Origin of the sequence: Nostoc sp. JL31, assembly GCF_017114965.1 — a bacterium.
Lineage (GTDB): Bacteria > Cyanobacteriota > Cyanobacteriia > Cyanobacteriales > Nostocaceae > Nostoc > Nostoc punctiforme_A.
On record NZ_JABXKO010000080.1, the window covers coordinates 54,313 to 74,683 of the forward strand.

Below are 20,371 nucleotides of genomic sequence, written 5' to 3' on the forward strand. Positions count from 1 at the left end.
ATTGGGCACTGGGCATTGGGCATTAGGATTAAGTTTCTTCCCTATTCCCTATTCCCTATTCCCCATTCCCCATTCCCCATGCCCCATTCCCATAACTTAAAACGAAATTATCAAATAATTATTCTGAAACTTTGCTCCAGCAACGGGTCTGCCACTGAGAGCCGGGGGTAGGGGAATATTCCGCCGCTGGTCTCCTGCTTCTACCGTGACTTCTGGCCCATATTGGGTGAGTTTGACTTGCTTTTTGTGAAATCCTGGCAAGAATAAGCGTACTTGACGATTGTGGATGTCTATTTCAATTGGTTTAGGAGCCTGTAAAGCTTGTGCTTCAAAGTTGGGTAGTGCGTCTATCAGTGGTTGCCAGTCACCTGTTGGCGAGTCGGGAACAACGCTCACAGGTAGGGGTATAAATTCCTCTGGCAGATTGACGTTTGTCTCAGGAGACACAAGCAGAACACCACCGACAGTTAAACCAATTTGTTGAGCGCTACCCCATAAATAACGAGCATTTGCTACGTCAATTGGATCTCCTGTGGTCACTAAGAAAGCAGCAAGACGCTTCGGATCGGCAAGAGCGGCTCTCCCTTTTTCCAAGAAATTATTGACTTGGTTGGTAGGCCCTGCAAAATTATCTGCTGTCCAGTTGATATTGAAAAAACTGCTAATCAGGGGTTGAATCAAGGGTGATTCAGTAATCGTCTTCCCCAAATCGGAGTTGACAAATAATTGCCGAAATCGCCGGACATACCAACTGAGGGATTCTGGCAAACCCAACATTCGCAACGTTAAAGAGTCACCCGTGCCATCATAGACGATCGCATCATATTTGCCACTGGCATCATATTCGCGGATAGCATTGAGAGCTAGGGCGTTGTCCATCCCCGGCAATACTACCAGTTCTTGACCAAAAACGTCTTTGAAGATGGGCGTGCGGAGATATTGCGCCTCAAGTTTCTTCACTTCGTCCCAGTTGCGCTCAAGTAGTACAGATGCTTGAAACTGTACCGCCTGTAACTTGGGAGCGATCTCTTGAGGATCGGCAGCAATGGGAGTACCCAAAAGGATTGATAATGTTGGTTCTGCTTGTCCTGCTAGGAGTACGCGCTTGCCTTGACTTGCCAATAATTTGGCGGCGGCGATCGCAATTTTGGTACGAGCGGTGCCGCCTTTGCCCAAAAATGTCAATATTAGAGCCATTACTTGATTCCTATTTTCACCGCCGAGCTTTTCAACTCCAACTTAGCACTCAATAAAGATTCTCAACCTGTGCTTTCAATTTCAGATGCCAAGAAAAACTCCGATCTGAGTTCTTTACTACTACACAGGTTTGATTTCATCTTCAAAAAACCAAGTGGAATAATTATCGTCAAACAGCACCACTACACCGATTCCACCACCATCGGTGACTTTGTAGCCTTGGATGATACCCACTTGTCCGAGTTTTTTTACAACTGGGGGAGAAACGCGATCGCGTAAACGAAAGACTTTAACCTTTTGTCCGATTTCCATGCCTGATTACAATTCAGATAAACCAAGTCTCAGTGTAACGGAATCCGTGACTCTGCTTTCATAAATTCAGTAGAGATGAGGGAACTGGGGAAGATGAAGGAAAATAGTAAATGACTAATGACTTCTGAGGTTCAATGATGGTTATAACAAGAACGACAGCGATCGCAGGTGAAAAATTTGTCTAGACACAAAGCTGCTTGTCGTCAAACATCGGAGAGAGTTAATCCAGATAGCTTGAGTTAAGCAACAAAGGTAGTAGTCATGTATCAAACAGATCCACCCCGTCCGCCACAAGAAACAATGCCTACGATGTATGATTTACCCAGTGAATTAGTGGGGGAATCAGGTTTGCCAGATGAATTTCACCGGATTCAGGCAGATTTGCTCAGTGAGACTTGTCAGCCTCTTGCTTATCCATCTGAGGAAATTTTACTTGCCAGCGACTTAAATCTTTACTACGATACCCGCCATCCTTTGTGGTACAAGCGTCCTGATTGGTACATGGTTTTAGGATTACCTAGTGCTAGCCAACAGCAAGACCTGCGCTTAAGTTACGTTATTTGGCAAGAAGGAATTGATCCATTTTTAATAGTTGAATTACTTTCACCTGGTACAGAACAAGAAGACTTAGGAAAAACGCTGCAGGAAGTAAACCGACCCCCAACTAAGTGGGAGGTATATGAACAGGTTTTACGGGTTCCCTACTACGTTATCTATGACCGCTACGAAAATCATTTACGTGCCTTTAAACTTATGGGCACTCGTTATGAAGCAATCTCATTACCAGAAAACCGCTTCTTTCTGGCAGAGTTAGAGCTAGGATTGGGTCTTTGGCAAGGTTCTTATCAGCAGACAACAGGTTTGTGATTACGTTGGTATAATTCTGCAGGTTGGGTGCTGACGCGAAGAGAACAAGCAGAACAGGAACGCCAACGGGCTGATCGATTAGCAGAATATTTGCGATCGCAAGGAATTTATCCAGATAACTTGAGTTAAGCAAAAACTCGCATCCTTAACAAAGAAGGAGCCTGACAAACAGACGTTATTTTTGTAGTAAAAATACACTTGACAATATCCTATTTATTGTATGATCGCCAAGATAATTTGGATACAATTTTCTAGTGATGATAGATTCTAAAAACACTGAAGAGATTTCCAACAAATAAATTATCCAATCTTATGAGGTAGGCATCCTGCCTACCCACGTTTAACCAAAAGCGGGTAAGATACGCACCTCACAAAAAGTAGTTGGATATTTTTTCTATTTGAAAGTCCCTGAAAAAGGAACTTTCATAAATATAATAGGCTTCAGTGAGAGCAATTAGGTGAGCGGATAGTGAGTAGTAAGCGAGGAAGCAGAAATTGTTGCCGACAATGCGGGGAGTTGTACGTAAGGTAGGGAGATGGAGGCGCATCTTGCCCATAGATGAACAGTTATGGGTAAAGTTCGACTTACTAAGAACTCTAGTACGCCGGGATTTAGAGGCACGTTACAAGGGTTCTGTTTTGGGTAACTTGTGGCCTTTGCTAAATCAGTTATCACAATTACTGATTTATACTTATGTGTTTTCTACCGTACTGAAGGTGAAGCTGACTACTCTCAAAGGTTTACCAGCAAATGATTTCACCTTTGGTTTGTGGTTATTTGCAGGGTTACTTCCTTGGATTGCTTTTACGGGTGGTCTAATGCAGTCTGCTAATTCAGTACTAGGACAACCGAATTTAGTCAAGAAGGTGGTGTTTCCTTTAGCTTTGTTACCTCTAGTGCCAGTTTTATCCACATTTATTGAGAGTTCCTTTGGTTTAATGGCATTGATTTTTTTCGTGGCGGTAAATACTCATACTTTACATAGTACTTTGGCGCTATTGCCCTTGGTCTGGCTAACGCAGCTATTGCTAACAGCAGGGTTGGGCTATTTAACAGCAGGACTAACGGTATTTTTGCGAGATATCCCGCAGACTTTAGGAGTGATTTTAAATATTTGGTTTTATGCAACACCGCTTGTCTATCCAGCATCAGCAATTCCAGAGCAATGGCGGAGTTTGGTATTCTGGTTAAATCCAATGGCAGCGATCGCTGAAGTATATCGTGACATAGTTTTAATTGGGGAGGTGAAGCATTGGGGTGAATGGGGTGTTGCTTCTGCGATCGCTGCCATTGGATTTTGTTTTGGCTTTACAGTGTACAAGCGTTTGCGTCCAGCTTTTGCAGATGTTTTGTAGCTAGGTTTGATTATTGTGCTTTTAAAACAAGCAAATGCTAATGTGACCTGTATAGTAAATAGATAGCGATCTAATTTGATAAAAAGCCAAAATTTTAATGACGTAATTAATTGTTAATTGATAAAGTTGTACCATGTGAAATTCTTTAATAGTTTAAATATGCGGTGTTATGGGTGAGGAGATTGCAATTTCCCTGAAGGATATCTCAAAGAGCTATAAGCGCTATGCTCGTCCGGTAGATAGGCTCAAAGAAATTTTACTACCTGGTAAAAGCCATGCTCAAGAGTTTTGGGCATTAAATAATATTAACTTGGAGATTCCTAAAGGAGAGACACTAGGAATTATTGGTCAAAATGGTTCTGGTAAAAGTACATTGCTACAAATCATTGCTAGAACCTTGACACCAACTAGAGGAGAGGTATGGGTTCACGGCAGAGTTTCAGCTTTACTAGAGCTAGGTAGCGGATTTAATCCTGAATTTACAGGCAGACAAAATGTATTTTTTAATGGGCAAATTTTAGGATTAAGTCGAGCAGAAATAGAAGCAAAATTTGACAAAATTGCTTCCTTCGCTGAAATTGGCGATTTCATGGAACAGCCAGTTAAAACATACTCTAGCGGTATGTTTGTTCGTTTAGCATTTTCAGTAGCAATTAACGTTAACCCAGAAGTTTTAATTGTAGATGAATCTTTAGCGGTAGGCGATGGTATCTTTGTCCATCGTTGTATGGCCAAAATTAGAGATTTTCAAGATACCGGAGGAACAATATTATTTGTATCTCATGATATAGGATCTATCTCACGCTTGTGTTCAAAAGCTATGTGGATTAATCAAGGGATTATTGTAGACACTGGACAACCTGCTGAAGTATGTAAACACTATCAAGCATGGGTGCATGGAGAAGTTAATAAAAGAACTAGTATAAATTTGGATTCAAATAATAATAAGAATATTCCTGCCAATGAAGAAGAAATTGATTTGGCTAAAATCACCATAAAAGAATTAAATCCGTTTACGAAAAAGCCGTATATGGCTTTTTATGGATTTGAGAGATTTGGTACAGGACGTGCAGAAATTGAGCAGATATCTGTGTTAGATAGTGACGGGCAATCCATTAAGTTGGTTTATCCTGGAGATGTATTAAAAATTAGAATCACTACATTCAGACACGATAAAGTTAGAAAACCAAATGTTGGCATAGCACTACTGGATAGATTGAGAACTGTTTTATCAGGATGGAGTACAGAACTCTTAGATAAAAATTTTGCTAGCTACTGGCTATCTAAATCAGAAATAGGAAGAGCAACAGTCGATTTTGAGTTTATTTGGCCTCACTTGGCTGGTGGAAATTATGCCTTAGATATCGCATTTGGAGATGGAACACACGAAAATTTAGAAATGCTGGACTGGATTCAGAATGCCATAGTTATACAAGCAGCAGTAAATGATTTGGTAGAAGGAGTCTTTCAAGTATCTGGCAGAAAGATCAGACTCTACGAGGAATCACTATGTACACAATAGTTAAAAATTATTTTAAATCTAAGCTCGAAAGCTGGATTAGATTATATTTTGATATTTACCTCAAGCAATCTCTAACGCAAGGATATTTTGATCAGCGCATCAAAGATGTAACTTTAAAACAATACTTGGTTTTTGGCGAACCTCAAAGACTAAAATTATCAGAAACATGCGTTGTAAATAATGCATTATTTAACTTATCTTCGGGAAATATAGTAATAGGAGAATATGTTTTTTTTGGGCACAATGTTAGTGTAATAACTGGAACTCACGACTATAGAAATTTTGGGCTAGAGAGGATGAACAATTTTCCAGCTGAAGGAAATGATATTGTAGTTGAGGAAGGGGCTTGGATAGCAAGTAATGCCACTATAATTGGCCCTTGTAAAATTGGTAAGAATTCTGTAGTAGCGGCCGGTGCTGTTGTTAAATGCGATGTTCCTAGTTATCATGTTGTAGCAGGGATTCCAGCAAAGATAGTCAAAGAAATAATTCCGTAAAAGCGAAATTTTTATATAATTTTTAAACAATGATCGAACCAAACAATCCTGAAATTAATGTTGATGAGTTAATGGATAAAATTCGTAAAGACGTAGTTAAACGTCAAGGTCAAGTATACTCTCAAGAAGAAAATTTACAATCTAATCTAGACACATCAAAACTCAAGCTAAGTATTAGTAATATTGAAGCTTTTCTTAAAAATGCAGAATCTCATTCAATTGTACGTACAAAATGGCCAGATAAACTTAATTTCTTTCCTTTTAATCTCAGTGCTAAGTTACAAAAACTTATTATAAAAATTATTAATTTTCTATTTAAAGATCAACGAGAAGTTAATTTCAATATAATTAATTCTCTACAGGAGTCTGTAGCACTTAATTACCAGCTAATAGAGCAAATTGCGACTTTAAAAGCGCAAGTAGATAGTCGCCTAGTTAATATGAATAGTCGTGTCCAAGGAATAGATGAGCAGCTAGTTAATATGGATAGTCGCGTCCAAGGAATAGATGAGCGGCTAGTTAATGTGGATAGTTGTATCCAAGGAATAAACGACAGCTTAAGTGCCATCGATACTTTAATTAGTAGCTGGCTAACCGGTATTCAAGAAGGCTTGGATACTGTGAAGATCCAAGTACAAGCAATAGATGAATATAAAAGTATTGTAGATACTCGTATTGAAAGACTAAATGAGCATTTAATTACAGCAGATACTCGTATTCAAGAAATAAATGAGCATTATATCAGAAACGATAGTTACCTCAAAAATGACCTAATGCAGCAGAAGCGTTTAATAACAGTGTTTTTGGAAGAGGCAAAAAAATGTTTAGCAGAACCTTTTAATCAAGAGCAATTGCAGACATTTATTAATGAAGATATTCACTTTTTAGATGCATTTTATGTTGCATTTGAAGAGCAGTTTCGAGGGAGTCGGGAAGAGATTATAAATAGGTTAAAAGTTTATTTGCCATTGATTGAAGAAGCAAAGATAGGCACATATGAATCTCCAATTTTAGATGTGGGCTGTGGTCGTGGTGAATGGCTGGAGTTGCTACAAGAATCTGGATATACAGCCAAAGGTCTGGATATCAACAGAATTATGGTAGAACAATCTCGCTCCAGAGGATTTGAGGTAATAGAAGCAGACGTAATAGTTTATATGCAATCTTTACCTGATAGGAGCTTAGGAATAGTAACTGGTTTTCATATTATTGAACATCTAGCTTTCCCAACATTAATGAAATTTTTCAGTGAAGTAGTCAGAATACTTAAACCTGGAGGATTAGCTATTTTTGAAACACCTAATCCTCAAAATGTATTAGTTGGTAGTTGTAATTTTTATTTAGATCCAACGCATCGCAATCCTTTGCCAAGCTCCATGATTAAATTTATTCTTGAGACGCAAGGTTTACAGCAGGTCAAAGTCATAAATCTTCACCCTTATCCAGAAGCATATAAAGTCATAGGTTCTGAAATAGCTGAACGATTTAATGAATACTTTTATGGACCACAAGATTATGCGGTTGTCGGATACAAATTATAACCTAAAAAACTAAATATGTTAATAACTATATGGACTAACTATGAGCATATCTAAATCCAATAATTTTTATTATAGAATTTTGATAGATTTAATCGATATTATGTCAAGACATCTGACATATATTGAAGTTTAGCTTTGTTATCAGGAAATCAACAATGGTAAATATTGCTCTTTTAACTCCTTGCCTTATGAAGGGTGATGCAGTTAGCAATGATGTAATGGGAATGTATAATTGTCTGAAAGAATATGGTTATACCACACAGTTATTCGCGAACTCCTGGGAGTCTTCAAATGTAGATTATATTGAGCATGTAAATCAAGTTAAATCTTTCATTAGAAAAAAAAAAGATATATTAATTTATCATTATTCCGTTGGCTGGGATATTGCTCTTGAGATTATTAATGATATTAATTGTTTTAAGGTTGTTAAATACCATAATGTAACTCCGCCTGAGTTTTTTCAAGGTATTAATGCAGATTATGCTAGCGTATGTCAAGCAGGAAGAAAACAACTAAAGCTTATTGCTAATGTGCCTGGTGCTTTATATTTGTCTGATTCTAAATATAATGCAGATGAATTACATTCAATGGGAGTTTCTCAAGAAAATAGTTGGGTGATTCCACCATTCCATCATATTGATGATTTACAATATATTGATGCTGACATTAGCGTTTTAGATAAATATATAGATGAAAAAGTAAATATTTTAATGGTAGGTCGTCTTGCTCCTAACAAAGGACACTCTGCTCTAATTGATGCTTTTGATGTTTACCACAAAAATTACAATAGAAATAGTCGCCTGATCGTTGTTGGGAAACAAGATGAGCGTCTAAATATTTACACTACACGTCTTTATGAAAAAGTTAAGCATTTAGGTTTGCAAGAATCGGTAGTATTTACAGGAGGCGTTTCTACTGCAAGTCTGAAAGCTTACTATCTTGTTGCTAATGCTTTTATGATTACCAGTGAACATGAAGGGTTTTGTGTGCCACTAGTTGAATCTATGGCCATGAAAGTGCCAATTGTAGCTTATGGTTCAACTGCTATCCCTTATACAGTCGGAAAAGCAGGTTTGGTTTGGGAGCAACCAGATCCTTATTTTATGGCTGGGTCAATAGACTGTATAGCTAGTAAAGAATCCATTAGCGTCAGTTTAGGTGATATGGGATGGCGGCGTTACCAAGAAACTTTTACAAATGAACAAATCGAATCTAAATTTATGAAGGCGATCAAGAGCATAGAATGAAACAGATTGCTATCGTTGTTCAAAGAAGTCATGAAAGTATAGTAGGAGGCTCAGAAGCTTTAGCATGGCAGTATGCTAATTTGCTCAGTGATGAATTTAAGGTCGATATAATTACTACAACTGCATTAAATTATACAGAATGGGCTAATGAATTATCTCCGGGTTGTGAAACAAAGCAAGGTATAAATATTCATCGCTTTCCAGTTACTATCGGTCGAAGTGACTACTGGCATAGTTTACATCAAAGACTTTTAAGAGAATTTCATAAACCCAAGTATAGTCAAACAGAAAATAGCCAAATAATTCCTTGGAGTATTGCACTTCAGGAAGAATTTATCCGTCGTCAAGGTCCTTACTCAAAACCTTTGCTATCTTTTCTAAAACAGCGATGGAGTGACTATCAATCTATTATTTTTACCACTTATTTATATCCAACCACTTACTTTGGAATACCTCAAGTCCCTTCTTCTAAAGTTTTGCTAATACCAACTCTCCATGACGAACCGACTGCATATTTGACTGCGTATAAGTATATGGCTCGCAAGGCTCGTTTCTTAGTATGGTTGACTAATGCAGAAAAACTTTTAGGAGAAAACTTGTGGGGAGAACTACCTAGTGAGCTGATCTCTATGGCTGTGGAGATAACTCCTTATACCCCTTTTATAGCAAAGTACCCGTATATTCTCTATTCTGGTCGAATTGATTCAAGTAAGGGATGTAATCATTTAATTGATTTTTTTACTCAGTTTAAGAAAGATATCTCCTCTAATTTAAGATTAATTTTAACTGGAAAAAATGAAATAGAAATACCAAATCATCCAGACATTGATTTTAGAGGTTTTGTTTCGTCAGAAGAAAAATTTAAACTCATGGCTGGAGCATCTATTTTTGTTATGCCATCGCCTTATGAAAGTTTTAGTATAGTAACTTTGGAAGCAATGGCTCAATGTACACCAGTATTAGTTAATGGCTCCTGTCAGGTATTAGTAGAACACGTTGAGCGCAGCGGTGGTGGCAAGATATATCGTAACTATGATGAATTTTCTACACTAATACAAGAAATGATGGCTAATCAACACCAATTGGTAGCAATGGGAAATCTAGCCAGAAATTATGTAGTCTCCAACTATGCTTTGACTAGCATTAAAAATAAGTTGGTTGAAATAATTAATTACTGTTGTGATAAATAATATTTATAGAATCAATATTATATTAATGTATCCATATAATTTATTAATATGATCAACATTTTTATGAAAACCTTTACAACTGCTGTAATATTATTTATACTCATGTATTGCTTCGGCGCTGTACATAATTTGTATATGCCTCACGAGTAACTTTAGAAAAATTCATCAATTAATCTCATTTAGCTATAAAAATAAATATGAGAATGAAAGAACCGTTTTTAGAACCTATATTACGATACCTCCGGCTTAAAAGAGTAATATCGCACATTCCTAAAAACTCTGTTGTTTTGGATGTAGGCTGTGGCAGTTCGGCAACTTTCCTCAAAAGCATTTCTCCTCATATTAAGCAGGGATTTGGTGTTGATTTTAAAGTAAAAGATTTCCACTCATGCAATATACAAACTAAGCAGCTAATGCTTGAAAATCATTTGCCATTTAAGGATGAGAGCTTTGATGTTGTAACCATGTTGGCAGTTTTAGAACACATAGAACATGAAAAAGACATTTTAAAAGAAATTTATAGAGTTCTCGTTCCTCAAGGTAAACTGATATTGACAGTTCCATCAGTTTGGTCACAGCCAATACTAGAATTTTTAGCTTACAGATTAAAAATAGTTAGCGAAGCAGAAATTCGAGATCATAAAAGATATTATAAGTGCGAAAATCTCAGAAAAGTTTTGGTAGATTTGGCTGGATTTAAGGAATTCGATCACCAATATTTTCAGTTTTGGATGAACAATTTTTGTATAGTGACTAAGAGAGGTTAATTATTATATGAAGCTATCTGTTGTGATTCCTTGTTATAACGAATTGCGAACTATCAGTAAAGTTGTCGAAGCTGTCAAAGCATCGCCTGTAAAAAATTGTGAAATTATTATAGTGGATGATTGTTCAATAGATGGAACGAGAGAGCTACTTCAATCAAAGATAGAGTCACAAGTAGACCAAGTAATTTACCATCACAAAAACATAGGTAAAGGTGGAGCTTTAAGAACTGGCATTGCTAGTGCTACTGGAGATATTGTCATCGTTCAAGATGCAGATTTGGAGTACGATCCACAAGAATATACGTTAATGATTCAACCTATTTTAGATGATAAAGCTGATGTAGTTTTTGGTTCGCGTTTTCAGGGTGGCAAACCTCATAGAGTAGTCTACTATTGGCATATGTTAGGAAATAGTTTTTTAACAATGTTATCTAATATGTTCACTAATATTAACCTGACAGATATGGAAACTTGTTATAAGGCTTTTCGGCGAGAAGTTATTCAATCTATCACAATACAAGAAAATCGCTTTGGATTTGAACCTGAAATCACAGCTAAAGTTGCGAAAATGCAATGTCGCATTTATGAGGTAGGTATATCTTATTATGGACGAACTTATAAGGAAGGCAAAAAAATAAGTTGGAAAGATGGAGTTAGAGCAATTATATGCATTTTGAAATACAATCTTCTGGTTAATACTAAAACATATAAACCGCCTTATATAAATTATTCATCCAAGCAAAAAGTAATTTAATTATTAAATAAGGTAAGCCAGAATTATGCCGTGATTATTATGATTCTCGTCTGACTTTTTACTAAAGTTGAATTCTTTTACAACTCATACAATTATTAATTTATCCATAAAATACAATGATAGGTAAACTTAATCACAGAAAAATTAATAATATATATGAGCTTCTACTACCTATATTAATTATTCTAGTTTCTACTGTAATCTATCTTGCTAATGGAGTAACAATTGGTGCTGGCGATACTGTTCCAAATACGTTATTAGGTTTCAACCTACTTGAAAACCATACTTTAAATTTAGATGCTTTCAGGACAAGTCATTTTTGTTCGACAAGCTATGGAAATTGTTATTTTTTTGCTGAGGCAAATAATGGGCATTTGAGTTCTACATATCCTATAGGAACTGCAATTATTACCTTCCCTTTGTATGTAATTTTTTATGCTTATCTAAAGGTAGCATCTTATTATGCTGGGCAGCTCCCTCTTGACTTAACATCTGTAAGTTTCGATGTACATAGAATCTTTTTTGAAAAACTTGCTGCTACGATAATCACATCTATCACAGTTAGTATATTTTATCTATCTGTTAGATTAAAGTTTAGTTTAACTATATCTTTAGTTTCTACATTTATATTTGCTTTTGCTACTAATACGTGGATGACGAGTTCGCAGGGATTATGGCAACATGGAACATCCAATTTAATGCTTACAAGTACTATATATTGCCTATTCAAGGCTAACCGTACTTCAGAAAAAAGTCAAAAAATATGGTTGTTATTAGCAGGAGTTGCTTGTGGATTTCTCCCTAGTATTCGTCCTACAAGTGCAGTATATGTAATTGCTGCTATTGTCTACTCAGTTTTTACCTATCGCTTTCAATCAATTTTTTTATTTTTTGGTTTGGTTTCGGCAGTACCAAGTATTTTATGGAATTTATACTACTTTAGTAACCTCAGTGGTGCTTATTTAAAGTTGTTTCCTGTTTCTCCGTATTTGTTCACTTTTAATAATTTCATAACCGCATCTTTGGGAACGCTAATTAGTCCTAGCCGCGGTCTTCTTCTTTACTCTCCAATAGTTTTATATTCCTTGCCTGGAGTCTATCAAGTTTTCAAATTAAGGTTTACTAAAGATGAGAAGTTAATAGGAAGCATGACCATTGCTTCTATAATTTTATTGAGTAGTTATGGTTTTTATACAGTGTGGTGGGCTGGTTATTCTTATGGCCCAAGGTTTATGGTCGATATCATACCAATATTTTGCTATTTAATTAGTTATTTTTTTGCTAATCGAGCCAGCAAAAAACTCAAATCTAGAAAAATATCCGCTATCAATTATTTAGTGTTTACAACATTAATAGCATTTTCCACATTAACTCAGTTGGTTGGAGCTTTTGGTGCTAATCCTGCTAGAATGTGGGATACGATCCCTCTAAATATTAATAAGTATGAATATCAACATAGGCTTTGGAGTTTAAAAGATAGTCAAATAGAGAGACATGCTCAAGCTGTCATTCACAAACTTATTAAACCTCCAATAGATCAACAAGTATATTTCCAAGGTTTAAGTGGAAAAATAACAAAAATTACGGATGAGAATAACCAGCCTCCTAATTCTTTGATTTCAGTTGAACCAGGGGCTGAAAAAGTTCTGAAAGCCAAGCTTGAAAACAAGGGTAAATCAACGTGGTTTGGTTATCAGTCTGCGCTGGAAAGGGGAGAAATACGCGTAAGATGTCGCTTTTATGATGAACTTAATAAAGAAGTTAGTGATCTTCGACTTTATATTTCTGGTAATCCAAGACAAAATGAGGTGAGTGAGGCGATCGCTTCTATTACTTTCCCTAAAGAACCAGGAAGATATAAGCTTGTTTTTGACTTAGTGAGTGAAGGAATTGGTGAATTTCCTAATTCTACTGGCAAGCCGCTTTACGAACTAGATATTAATGTAGGAAAACAAAAAGTCACAAATTTGCAACTAATTTTCCAACCAATTTTCTTACAAGAAATAAAAATTATTAATAATATAGAAACTATTAAAGTTGGCTCAACACTGAGAATTCCCATTTTTCTTAAGAATAAAAGCAGTTTTATTTGGTATAATAAAGGGCTTAACCCAACAAATTTTTCCTATCGTTGGCTAAATGCTAGTGGCAAATTGGTAGTTGCAGATGGCGATCGCACGATTCTGCCTTTTGATGTATCTCCTGGAGAGTCGCTAGCAATTAACGCAGTTATCAGACCACCTACTAAACCAGGAAAATTTACTCTCATTTTAATAATGGTGCAGGAAACAGTTGCTTGGTTTAGTGATAAGCAATCTCCATACCCTAAAATTGATGTGACAGTTACTTCAGATTGATTATTAATTGTTCCTTCAGTTAAATGAGTATGAGGAAAATAATATGAACATACAAGAATTTGCTTTACTACTAATGTCTGTTGCTACAAGTGTAGGCGGACAGTTTTTCTTAAAAACAGGTGCGCTAAAGTTAGGTAGAGTTCATATTGAAAATGTTGTTAGCCATATTCTTAGCATTCTCATAACACCTGAACTTCTATTAGGACTAGGGTGCTACGGTCTGGGTGCGCTAGCATACATCATGCTTTTAACCAGAGTCAATCTAAGTATTGCTGGTCCATCTATATCCTTAGTTTATGTTTTCTCAGTTCTGTTGGGTTATTTTATATTTAGAGAAGCTATTCCCGTAACCCGTCTTATCGGCTTGAGTTTTATTGTGTGTGGAGTTATCTTGGTAATTTGGCAAAAATAAAACCCAGTTGCATCTAATAAATCTCATTAAAAAATCAATAATAAAAAGCTCTCAGCGCTTATATAGCCATTATAAACATGATACTTTTAACCAGAGATGTTAATTGCTACCCTACTAATTTTCATACCTTATAACTAACATCTCCACAGTCTTGATAATTTTGTTGTAGCACATGACCACATGACTAAAAAAGCTCTAATTACAGGTTTAACAGGACAAGACGGTTCTTATCTTGCTGAACTACTATTAACCAAAGGCTATCAAGTCTTCGGCTTAGTCCGCCGCTCAAGTTCTAGTAATCTTGAGCGCGTCAATCACCTTTCTGGCGATATCCAAATCCTTTCTGGTGATCTTTTAGATCAGTCATCTTTAATGGATGTGATTACGGAAGCTCAACCTGACGAAATTTATAATCTAGCCTCGCAAAGCTACGTTCCTCTTTCTTGGACACAACCTGCTCTCACTGCTGAATATACTGCCCTCGGTGTCTCTCGCCTTTTAGAATCTATTCGTCGCTGCAAACCAGATGCGAAATTCTATCAAGCCTCTAGTAGTGAAGTTTTTGGTCAACCTGATGAATCACCCCAAACCGAACGCACTGCCTTTCGTCCCCGGAATCCTTACGGTGTTGCCAAAGCTTACGCTCATTGGATGACTGTCAACTATCGGCAAAAATACAACCTTTACAACTGCTGTGGTATTACTTATACTCACGAATCGCCTCGACGTGGGACAGAATTTGTATTTCGCAAAATCACGCACACAGCTGCCCAAATTAAATTAGGTTTGGCAAATGAATTAAAATTAGGCAACCTAGATGCCCGTCGTGATTGGTGCTACGCCAAAGATGCTGTTTACGCTATGTGGTTGATGTTGCAGCAAACACAACCTGATGACTATATCATCGCTAGTGGTGAAACTCACTCTGTCAAAGAACTCGTTGAGTGTGCTTTTAACTGCGTTGGTTTAAACTGGCAAGATTATGTCTCAGTTGACCCTGCTTTTTATCGCTCTGATGAACCAGTGCAGTTAGTTGGTTCCATTAATAAAATTAAAACGGAGTTAGGTTGGCAGCCTCAGCATTCGTTTGAGCAATTGGTTGAGTTAATGGTTGATTACGATCTAAAAAAATTGAGCAATGGCGGTGCTTAAATATTCTGATGCTAAAAATTGTAGTTGATGCCACCCCAGTGGATTCCAAACCCAGTGGGGTTGGTTTTTATGTTGCTAATTTAATATGCGCTCTTGATGTATTACAAAAACAGGAAAATTTTCAGTTAGGAGTAGTCTATCAACCAGGGTTGAAAAATTGGCTTCGGCGTGACTTCAGTTTTCCTGAATCCTTGAAACATTCTTTTCAAGAGCATCTTCTGCCTTTACCTGTAAGAATCTCAGATTTATTATTAGCTTTAGACTTTAAACCTAGTTTATTTTACTTTGAAAAATATTTTGGTTCTCCAGATATATTACATGGTACAAATTACTCAGTTTATCCCTGTCAAAATAGTTTAAAGGTAATGAATATTTACGATCTGACTTTTATTAAATATCCTAACTATATAGATTCAGTCGTAAAAACATATACAGAAAAGATAAAGCGATGTTTACAGTGGACAGATTCAGTTTTAACCATTTCAGAAAGCTCTAAAAAAGATATTATTAAATATTTGCAAGTAGATCCCAAAAAAGTCTACGTCACACCTTTAGCTAGTCGCTACTATCCTAATTACTTGTCTGAGGAAATTGCCCAAAGGCTAGAAAAGGAAGCCAATTATGATTTCTCCAAGCCATATCTACTTTTTGTCAGCACAATAGAGCCAAGAAAAAATATTAATACTATAATTACAGCCTTTAATTTTTTAAAAGAAAAGTACAAAATTGAACATCAATTAATATTGATTGGTAAAAAAGGATGGAATTACGAACCGATATTTGCGGCTATTGAAAATTCGCCTTGGGCAAACCAAATTCATCATCTTAATTACCTATCTAATGAATTAGTTGCATTATTTTACTCAAAAGCTGATGTCTTCGTTTATCCATCTCACTACGAAGGGTTTGGTTTACCCGTATTGGAAGCAATGACTCTAGGTGTTCCTGTGATTAGTTCTAATACTTCTTCAATTCCAGAAGTTACAGGAGATGCCGCTATCCTAGTTGACCCTAATAACCCTATCCAACTAGGGGAAGCCATACTGAAAGTAATCAGTGATTCCCAGTTACGCCAAGAATTAATTAATAAAGGGAAAGCCAGAGCAAAATTATTTTCCTGGGAAAGAACAGCAAAAGAAACATTAAACGCTTATAGAAGCATTATTTAATGAAAATAGTAGACAATCTCTCTACCAAACAATTAATTATTAACTTATCTATTCTCTTGTCTCAACCAACAGGTATAGGCAACTATGCTCAAAACCTTTTTCCTTATTTAAAATCTTTCCAACCCACTTTATTAACAGCGCACAAATATCCCGATTTTGACTGCTATCCAGTGCCGTCAAACTTAACACCAGACCACGGTACAAAAGGTCATTTTAACCGACTGCTCTGGACACAATTTCAACTACCACAAATATATAAAAACCTCAAATCGAGTCTCTTATTCTCCCCGCTACCGGAAGCACCCCTTTATAGCAATTGCCGTTTTGTTGTCACATCTTTTGATATGATACCGCTGCGCTTTGCCAAAGGCTTCTCACCACTCATAGCCTACCACCGCTACTATACTCCCCAAGTTTTTAAGCAAGCTCAACATATTATTTGTATTTCTCAAACTACGGCTAAAGATATCACTGATTTTTATCAAATTCCCGCCAGCAAAATTACTGCGATTCCTTTGGCGCACGATCGCACTCACTTCCTTCCTCTCAACCTCCCCACCAGCAACTACTTTCTCTACATCGGCCGCCAAGATCCTTACAAAAACATCCAACGACTCATCAGTGCTTTTGCGGCGTTACCTAACTGCAAAGACTATGAACTATGGTTAGTAGGGCCAATTGATTCGCGTTACACACCGACTTTAAAAGTGCAAGTTGCAGAATTGGGTGTAACTAATCAGGTGAAGTTCCTTGACTATGTACCATATAGCGAATTGCCAAAAATTATTAATCAAGCGATCGCTCTGGTTTTCCCCAGTCTTTGGGAAGGTTTTGGTTTACCTGTCCTGGAAGCAATGGCTTGTGGCACTCCCGTCATTACCTCCAATCTCTCTTCTTTACCTGAAGTGGCTGGCGATGCGGCAATTCTGATCGATCCCTACAACACTGGAGAAATTACAGAGGCGATGCAGGCTGTTGCAACTAATTCGGAATTGCGATCGCGCCTTTCTAGTCAAGGTATCACTCACTCTCAACAATTCAGTTGGGAAAAAACAGGAAAAGCAACCGCCGAAGTCTTATCCCGTTACCTATAAACTAACGCCAGAATTTAAATGCAATGATTTGGGATTTTGTCAAGATTTCAGATTATCTTGACTAATGACTTGTAATGAATCCTAATCTTTATGAAAGCACTCATTCTTTCTGGCGGTAAAGGTACACGCTTACGTCCCCTCACCTACAGCGGGGCAAAACAACTTGTTCCAGTTGCTAACAAACCTGTTTTATGGTATGGCATTGAAGAAATGGTTGCGGCTGGTATTACTGATATTGGCATCATTATCAGTCCAGAAACCGGGGCAGAAGTCCAAGGGAAAACCGGAAATGGAGAAAACTTTGGAGCAAACATCACCTACATCGTACAAGATCAGCCACTTGGACTTGCTCACGCCGTCCAAGTGGCTCGTCCTTTTTTAGGAGATTCTTCCTTTGTCATGTACTTGGGCGATAACCTGATTCAACTAGGTGAGTTAAGTTACTTTCTGCAACAATTTAGCCAACAACAGCCAGATGCTCTGATTCTCTTACGTTCGGTTGCCAACCCTAGCGCCTTTGGTGTGGCTCAGGTGGATGAAACAGGACGGGTATTACAGTTAATTGAAAAACCCAAAGTTCCTCCTTCAAATCTGGCATTGGTAGGGGTTTATTTCTTTTCTCACCTCATCTTTGATGCGATCGCAAATATCCAACCTTCCAGCAGAGGCGAGTTGGAAATCACTGATGCTATTCAATACCTGATTAATCAGAAAAAGCAGGTTGTAGCCCACAATCTTCAAGGTTGGTGGCTAGATACTGGTAAAAAAGATGATTTATTAGAAGCTAATAGATTAATTCTCGATACCTATTTGACAGCATCAGTTGTGGGCGAAATCGATTCTCAAAGTCAGATTATTGGACGAGTGCAAATTGGTGCAAAATCTAAAGTAATTAACTGCACAATTCGGGGGCCAGTGGTCATTGGTAGCAATTGTCATTTAGAAAACTGCTTTATTGGCCCTTATAGTAGCATTGCTAACAATGTCACATTAATTGATACCGATTTAGAACACAGTGTGATTTTAGAAGGTGCTAAAATTGTCGGCATCCATCAGCGCATTATTGATAGTGTGATTGGACAAAGGGCACAATTGAATCTTGCACCGCGTCGCCCTAAAGCCTTGCGATTTATGATTGGTGATGACTGTCAAATTGAATTAACGTGATTTACTTGTTAAAAATAGGACAAGCCACAGTCAAAGTTGGAACACAGTGCCTGTAAAATATGAATGCGAAATTCATCTAACAATCACAACACTGCGTCACATCCGATAAATAATATTAATGAGCATTGTAAATACCAAGATTCCTGAAGTTCTGCAAATTGAACCCCAAGTATTTGCAGACGATCGCGGTTTCTTTTTTGAAGCTTACAACCACCAAAAACTTGCTCAAGAGATAGGGATTGTTACGAACTTCGTCCAAGATAACCACTCTTGCTCTAAACAAAACGTTCTACGTGGATTGCACTATCAAATCCAACAACCTCAAGGTAAACTCATCCGTGCTGTTGTCGGTACTATTTTTGACGTAGCTGTAGATATTAGAAAAAGCTCTCCTACCTTTGGTAAATGGGTAGGTTCAGAACTCAGCGCTGAGAACAAACGCATATTGTGGATACCATTAGGCTTTGCTCATGGCTTCCTCGTGCTTTCAGAAATAGCCGAAGTTCTCTACAAAACTACAGATTACTACGCGCCCCAAAGCGATCGCACAATTCTATGGAACGATCCAGATTTAGCGATAGATTGGCCACTTAGTGGACCACCGATTTTATCAGCTAAAGACGAAGCTGGTAAATCTTTCAGAACTGCTGAAGTATTTGATTAAGTAGTCATTGGTCATTGGTCATTGGTCATTAGTACATACCCCGTCTCTTGTGATACCCTAAGCTTACTTTTATGGTGGGCGGAAAAACTTTGTCTTTCATCGGACTAATTCAAACCACGTTAAAGAGTGGGCGTGGCTTCTCTTGGATAAATGATAAATGACTAAATCAATTTTGCTGATTGGTAGCAACGGTCAAGTTGGCAAGGAACTGCAACAAATCCTCCCATCCTACGGCAATGTTATCTCAGTAGCACGCCCAACAGTAGACCTTGCCCAACCCGATACCCTCCGCAACGTTATCAGATCCAAGCAGCCACAAATCATCATTAATGCCGCCGCTTATACTGCTGTAGACAAAGCCGAAAGCGAACCCGAACTTGCTACCGCTATTAATGCTACTGCACCCCTAATTCTTGCCCAAGAAAGCCAAAAGTTAGGAGCTTTTTTAATTCATATTTCGACTGATTACGTTTTTGATGGCAATGGCTGTAGCCCTTACCAAGAAACCTACACAACTAATCCTTTGAGTGTTTATGGTAAAACCAAACTCGCAGGAGAAGAAGCTATTCGGGAAACTTGCGCCCATCACCTCATCCTTCGTACCGCTTGGGTTTATGGAACCTTTGGCAAAAGTAACTTTGTCAAAACCATGCTGCGACTAGGTGCAGAACGCCAAGAACTCCGTGTTGTCGCCGATCAAATTGGTAGCCCGACTTGGGCACAAGATATAGCCGCAGTTATAGCGCAGATGATTCCCCAGTTAACCCCAGAAATTCGCGGCACTTATCACTACACTAATAGCGGCGTTGCTAGCTGGTATGATTTTGCGATCGCTATTTTTGAAGAAGCACAACAAATAGGCTTCCCTTTGAAAGTTGAACGTATTGTCCCCATTACAACTGCCGAATATCCGACACCAGCCCGTCGCCCTGCCTATTCTGTCCTTGCTTGTGGAAAAATTGCCGCAATTTTAGGGACTTATCCTCCTCATTGGCGACAAAGACTTCGGCAAATGCTCATAGATTTGAAAATTGAGCATGGGGCATAGGTCATTGGGCATTGGGCATTGGGCATTGGGCATTGGGCATTGGGCATGGGGCATTGGG

18 protein-coding genes and 1 pseudogene are annotated in these 20,371 nt (G+C 37.6%); 17 read left to right on the plus strand and 2 right to left on the minus strand.

What is annotated here, in order from left to right; genetic code table 11:
• Window positions 1-96 precede the first annotated feature (96 nt).
• Both HWQ43_RS18635 and HWQ43_RS18640 read right to left on the minus strand, forming a co-directional pair.
• Entirely contained in the window at window positions 97-1,197 is a 1,101-nt protein-coding gene (locus HWQ43_RS18635) for an ArsA family ATPase (RefSeq protein ID WP_292736779.1), read from the minus strand.
• 120 nt (window positions 1,198-1,317) lie between these two features.
• Window positions 1,318-1,509 carry a DUF2862 domain-containing protein gene (locus tag HWQ43_RS18640; RefSeq protein ID WP_292736781.1) on the minus strand — a complete coding sequence of 64 codons (192 nt, stop codon included), beginning with the start codon at window positions 1,507-1,509 and terminating at the stop codon, window positions 1,318-1,320.
• A gap of 261 nt (window positions 1,510-1,770) precedes the next feature.
• On the opposite strand from HWQ43_RS18640, the pseudogene HWQ43_RS18645 reads away from it, so the two are divergent.
• The 17 genes and pseudogenes from HWQ43_RS18645 to rfbD all read left to right on the plus strand — a co-directional run bounded on the left by HWQ43_RS18645 (window position 1,771) and on the right by rfbD (window position 20,313).
• Window positions 1,771-2,505 (plus strand): annotated as a pseudogene (locus HWQ43_RS18645) (Uma2 family endonuclease).
• 378 nt (window positions 2,506-2,883) lie between these two features.
• Complete coding sequence (locus HWQ43_RS18650; protein ID WP_292736829.1) at window positions 2,884-3,732, plus strand: ABC transporter permease; 849 nt, start codon at window positions 2,884-2,886, stop codon at window positions 3,730-3,732.
• A gap of 169 nt (window positions 3,733-3,901) precedes the next feature.
• Window positions 3,902-5,254, plus strand: a complete 1,353-nt coding sequence (locus tag HWQ43_RS18655) for an ABC transporter ATP-binding protein (protein WP_292736783.1) — start codon at window positions 3,902-3,904, stop codon at window positions 5,252-5,254.
• The gene (locus HWQ43_RS18660) at window positions 5,242-5,751 is read left to right on the plus strand and encodes an acyltransferase (RefSeq protein WP_292736785.1); all 510 of its coding nucleotides are present in this window, start codon (window positions 5,242-5,244) and stop codon (window positions 5,749-5,751) included. Before HWQ43_RS18655 ends, HWQ43_RS18660 begins: the two co-directional genes overlap by 13 nt.
• A 29-nt stretch (window positions 5,752-5,780) precedes the next feature.
• Window positions 5,781-7,292, plus strand: coding sequence for a class I SAM-dependent methyltransferase (locus HWQ43_RS18665; protein ID WP_292736787.1), 1,512 nt, complete (start codon window positions 5,781-5,783; stop codon window positions 7,290-7,292).
• Window positions 7,293-7,447: 155 nt separating this feature from the next.
• Complete coding sequence (locus HWQ43_RS18670; protein ID WP_292736789.1) at window positions 7,448-8,539, plus strand: glycosyltransferase; 1,092 nt, start codon at window positions 7,448-7,450, stop codon at window positions 8,537-8,539.
• Window positions 8,536-9,729: a glycosyltransferase gene (locus HWQ43_RS18675; protein WP_292736791.1), complete on the plus strand. Its 1,194-nt coding sequence runs from the start codon at window positions 8,536-8,538 to the stop codon at window positions 9,727-9,729. The genes HWQ43_RS18670 and HWQ43_RS18675 overlap by 4 nt, the downstream gene beginning before the upstream one ends.
• Before the next feature lie 203 nt (window positions 9,730-9,932).
• The gene (locus HWQ43_RS18680) at window positions 9,933-10,496 is read left to right on the plus strand and encodes a class I SAM-dependent methyltransferase (protein WP_292736793.1); all 564 of its coding nucleotides are present in this window, start codon (window positions 9,933-9,935) and stop codon (window positions 10,494-10,496) included.
• Window positions 10,497-10,503: 7 nt separating this feature from the next.
• On the plus strand, window positions 10,504-11,250 hold the full coding sequence (locus HWQ43_RS18685; protein ID WP_292736795.1) for a glycosyltransferase family 2 protein: 747 nt from the start codon (window positions 10,504-10,506) through the stop codon (window positions 11,248-11,250).
• Window positions 11,251-11,366: 116 nt separating this feature from the next.
• Entirely contained in the window at window positions 11,367-13,607 is a 2,241-nt protein-coding gene (locus tag HWQ43_RS18690) for a glycosyltransferase family 39 protein (RefSeq protein WP_292736797.1), read from the plus strand.
• 43 nt (window positions 13,608-13,650) lie between these two features.
• Window positions 13,651-14,019, plus strand: a complete 369-nt coding sequence (locus HWQ43_RS18695) for an EamA family transporter (RefSeq protein ID WP_292736799.1) — start codon at window positions 13,651-13,653, stop codon at window positions 14,017-14,019.
• Window positions 14,020-14,199: 180 nt separating this feature from the next.
• A complete protein-coding gene (locus tag HWQ43_RS18700; protein WP_292736800.1) occupies window positions 14,200-15,171 on the plus strand; it encodes a GDP-mannose 4,6-dehydratase in 972 nt (323 codons plus the stop codon).
• Window positions 15,172-15,179: 8 nt separating this feature from the next.
• The gene (locus tag HWQ43_RS18705; protein WP_292736802.1) at window positions 15,180-16,340 is read left to right on the plus strand and encodes a glycosyltransferase family 1 protein; all 1,161 of its coding nucleotides are present in this window, start codon (window positions 15,180-15,182) and stop codon (window positions 16,338-16,340) included.
• The gene (locus tag HWQ43_RS18710; RefSeq protein WP_292736804.1) at window positions 16,340-17,434 is read left to right on the plus strand and encodes a glycosyltransferase family 1 protein; all 1,095 of its coding nucleotides are present in this window, start codon (window positions 16,340-16,342) and stop codon (window positions 17,432-17,434) included. The genes HWQ43_RS18705 and HWQ43_RS18710 overlap by 1 nt, the downstream gene beginning before the upstream one ends.
• Window positions 17,435-17,524: 90 nt before the next feature.
• On the plus strand, window positions 17,525-18,601 hold the full coding sequence (locus HWQ43_RS18715; RefSeq protein WP_292736806.1) for a glucose-1-phosphate thymidylyltransferase: 1,077 nt from the start codon (window positions 17,525-17,527) through the stop codon (window positions 18,599-18,601).
• 118 nt (window positions 18,602-18,719) lie between these two features.
• On the plus strand, window positions 18,720-19,265 hold the full coding sequence (gene rfbC, locus HWQ43_RS18720; RefSeq protein ID WP_292736808.1) for a dTDP-4-dehydrorhamnose 3,5-epimerase: 546 nt from the start codon (window positions 18,720-18,722) through the stop codon (window positions 19,263-19,265).
• A gap of 157 nt (window positions 19,266-19,422) precedes the next feature.
• Window positions 19,423-20,313 (plus strand): dTDP-4-dehydrorhamnose reductase, encoded by an 891-nt coding sequence (gene rfbD, locus HWQ43_RS18725; RefSeq protein WP_292736810.1) that lies wholly within the window; start codon window positions 19,423-19,425, stop codon window positions 20,311-20,313.
• Window positions 20,314-20,371 lie beyond the last annotated feature (58 nt).

Bases quoted from the DNA above. Each gene is read 5' to 3' on its own strand.
- HWQ43_RS18635 (WP_292736779.1), bottom strand. From the start codon at position 1,197: ATGGCTCTAATATTGACATTTTTGGGCAAAGGCGGCACCGCTCGTACC.
- HWQ43_RS18640 (WP_292736781.1), bottom strand. From the start codon at position 1,509: ATGGAAATCGGACAAAAGGTTAAAGTCTTTCGTTTACGCGATCGCGTT.
- HWQ43_RS18650 (WP_292736829.1), top strand. From the start codon at position 2,884: ATGCGGGGAGTTGTACGTAAGGTAGGGAGATGGAGGCGCATCTTGCCC.
- HWQ43_RS18655 (WP_292736783.1), top strand. From the start codon at position 3,902: ATGGGTGAGGAGATTGCAATTTCCCTGAAGGATATCTCAAAGAGCTAT.
- HWQ43_RS18660 (WP_292736785.1), top strand. From the start codon at position 5,242: ATGTACACAATAGTTAAAAATTATTTTAAATCTAAGCTCGAAAGCTGG.
- HWQ43_RS18665 (WP_292736787.1), top strand. From the start codon at position 5,781: ATGATCGAACCAAACAATCCTGAAATTAATGTTGATGAGTTAATGGAT.
- HWQ43_RS18670 (WP_292736789.1), top strand. From the start codon at position 7,448: ATGGTAAATATTGCTCTTTTAACTCCTTGCCTTATGAAGGGTGATGCA.
- HWQ43_RS18675 (WP_292736791.1), top strand. From the start codon at position 8,536: ATGAAACAGATTGCTATCGTTGTTCAAAGAAGTCATGAAAGTATAGTA.
- HWQ43_RS18680 (WP_292736793.1), top strand. From the start codon at position 9,933: ATGAAAGAACCGTTTTTAGAACCTATATTACGATACCTCCGGCTTAAA.
- HWQ43_RS18685 (WP_292736795.1), top strand. From the start codon at position 10,504: ATGAAGCTATCTGTTGTGATTCCTTGTTATAACGAATTGCGAACTATC.
- HWQ43_RS18690 (WP_292736797.1), top strand. From the start codon at position 11,367: ATGATAGGTAAACTTAATCACAGAAAAATTAATAATATATATGAGCTT.
- HWQ43_RS18695 (WP_292736799.1), top strand. From the start codon at position 13,651: ATGAACATACAAGAATTTGCTTTACTACTAATGTCTGTTGCTACAAGT.
- HWQ43_RS18700 (WP_292736800.1), top strand. From the start codon at position 14,200: ATGACTAAAAAAGCTCTAATTACAGGTTTAACAGGACAAGACGGTTCT.
- HWQ43_RS18705 (WP_292736802.1), top strand. From the start codon at position 15,180: ATGCTAAAAATTGTAGTTGATGCCACCCCAGTGGATTCCAAACCCAGT.
- HWQ43_RS18710 (WP_292736804.1), top strand. From the start codon at position 16,340: ATGAAAATAGTAGACAATCTCTCTACCAAACAATTAATTATTAACTTA.
- HWQ43_RS18715 (WP_292736806.1), top strand. From the start codon at position 17,525: ATGAAAGCACTCATTCTTTCTGGCGGTAAAGGTACACGCTTACGTCCC.
- rfbC (WP_292736808.1), top strand. From the start codon at position 18,720: ATGAGCATTGTAAATACCAAGATTCCTGAAGTTCTGCAAATTGAACCC.
- rfbD (WP_292736810.1), top strand. From the start codon at position 19,423: ATGACTAAATCAATTTTGCTGATTGGTAGCAACGGTCAAGTTGGCAAG.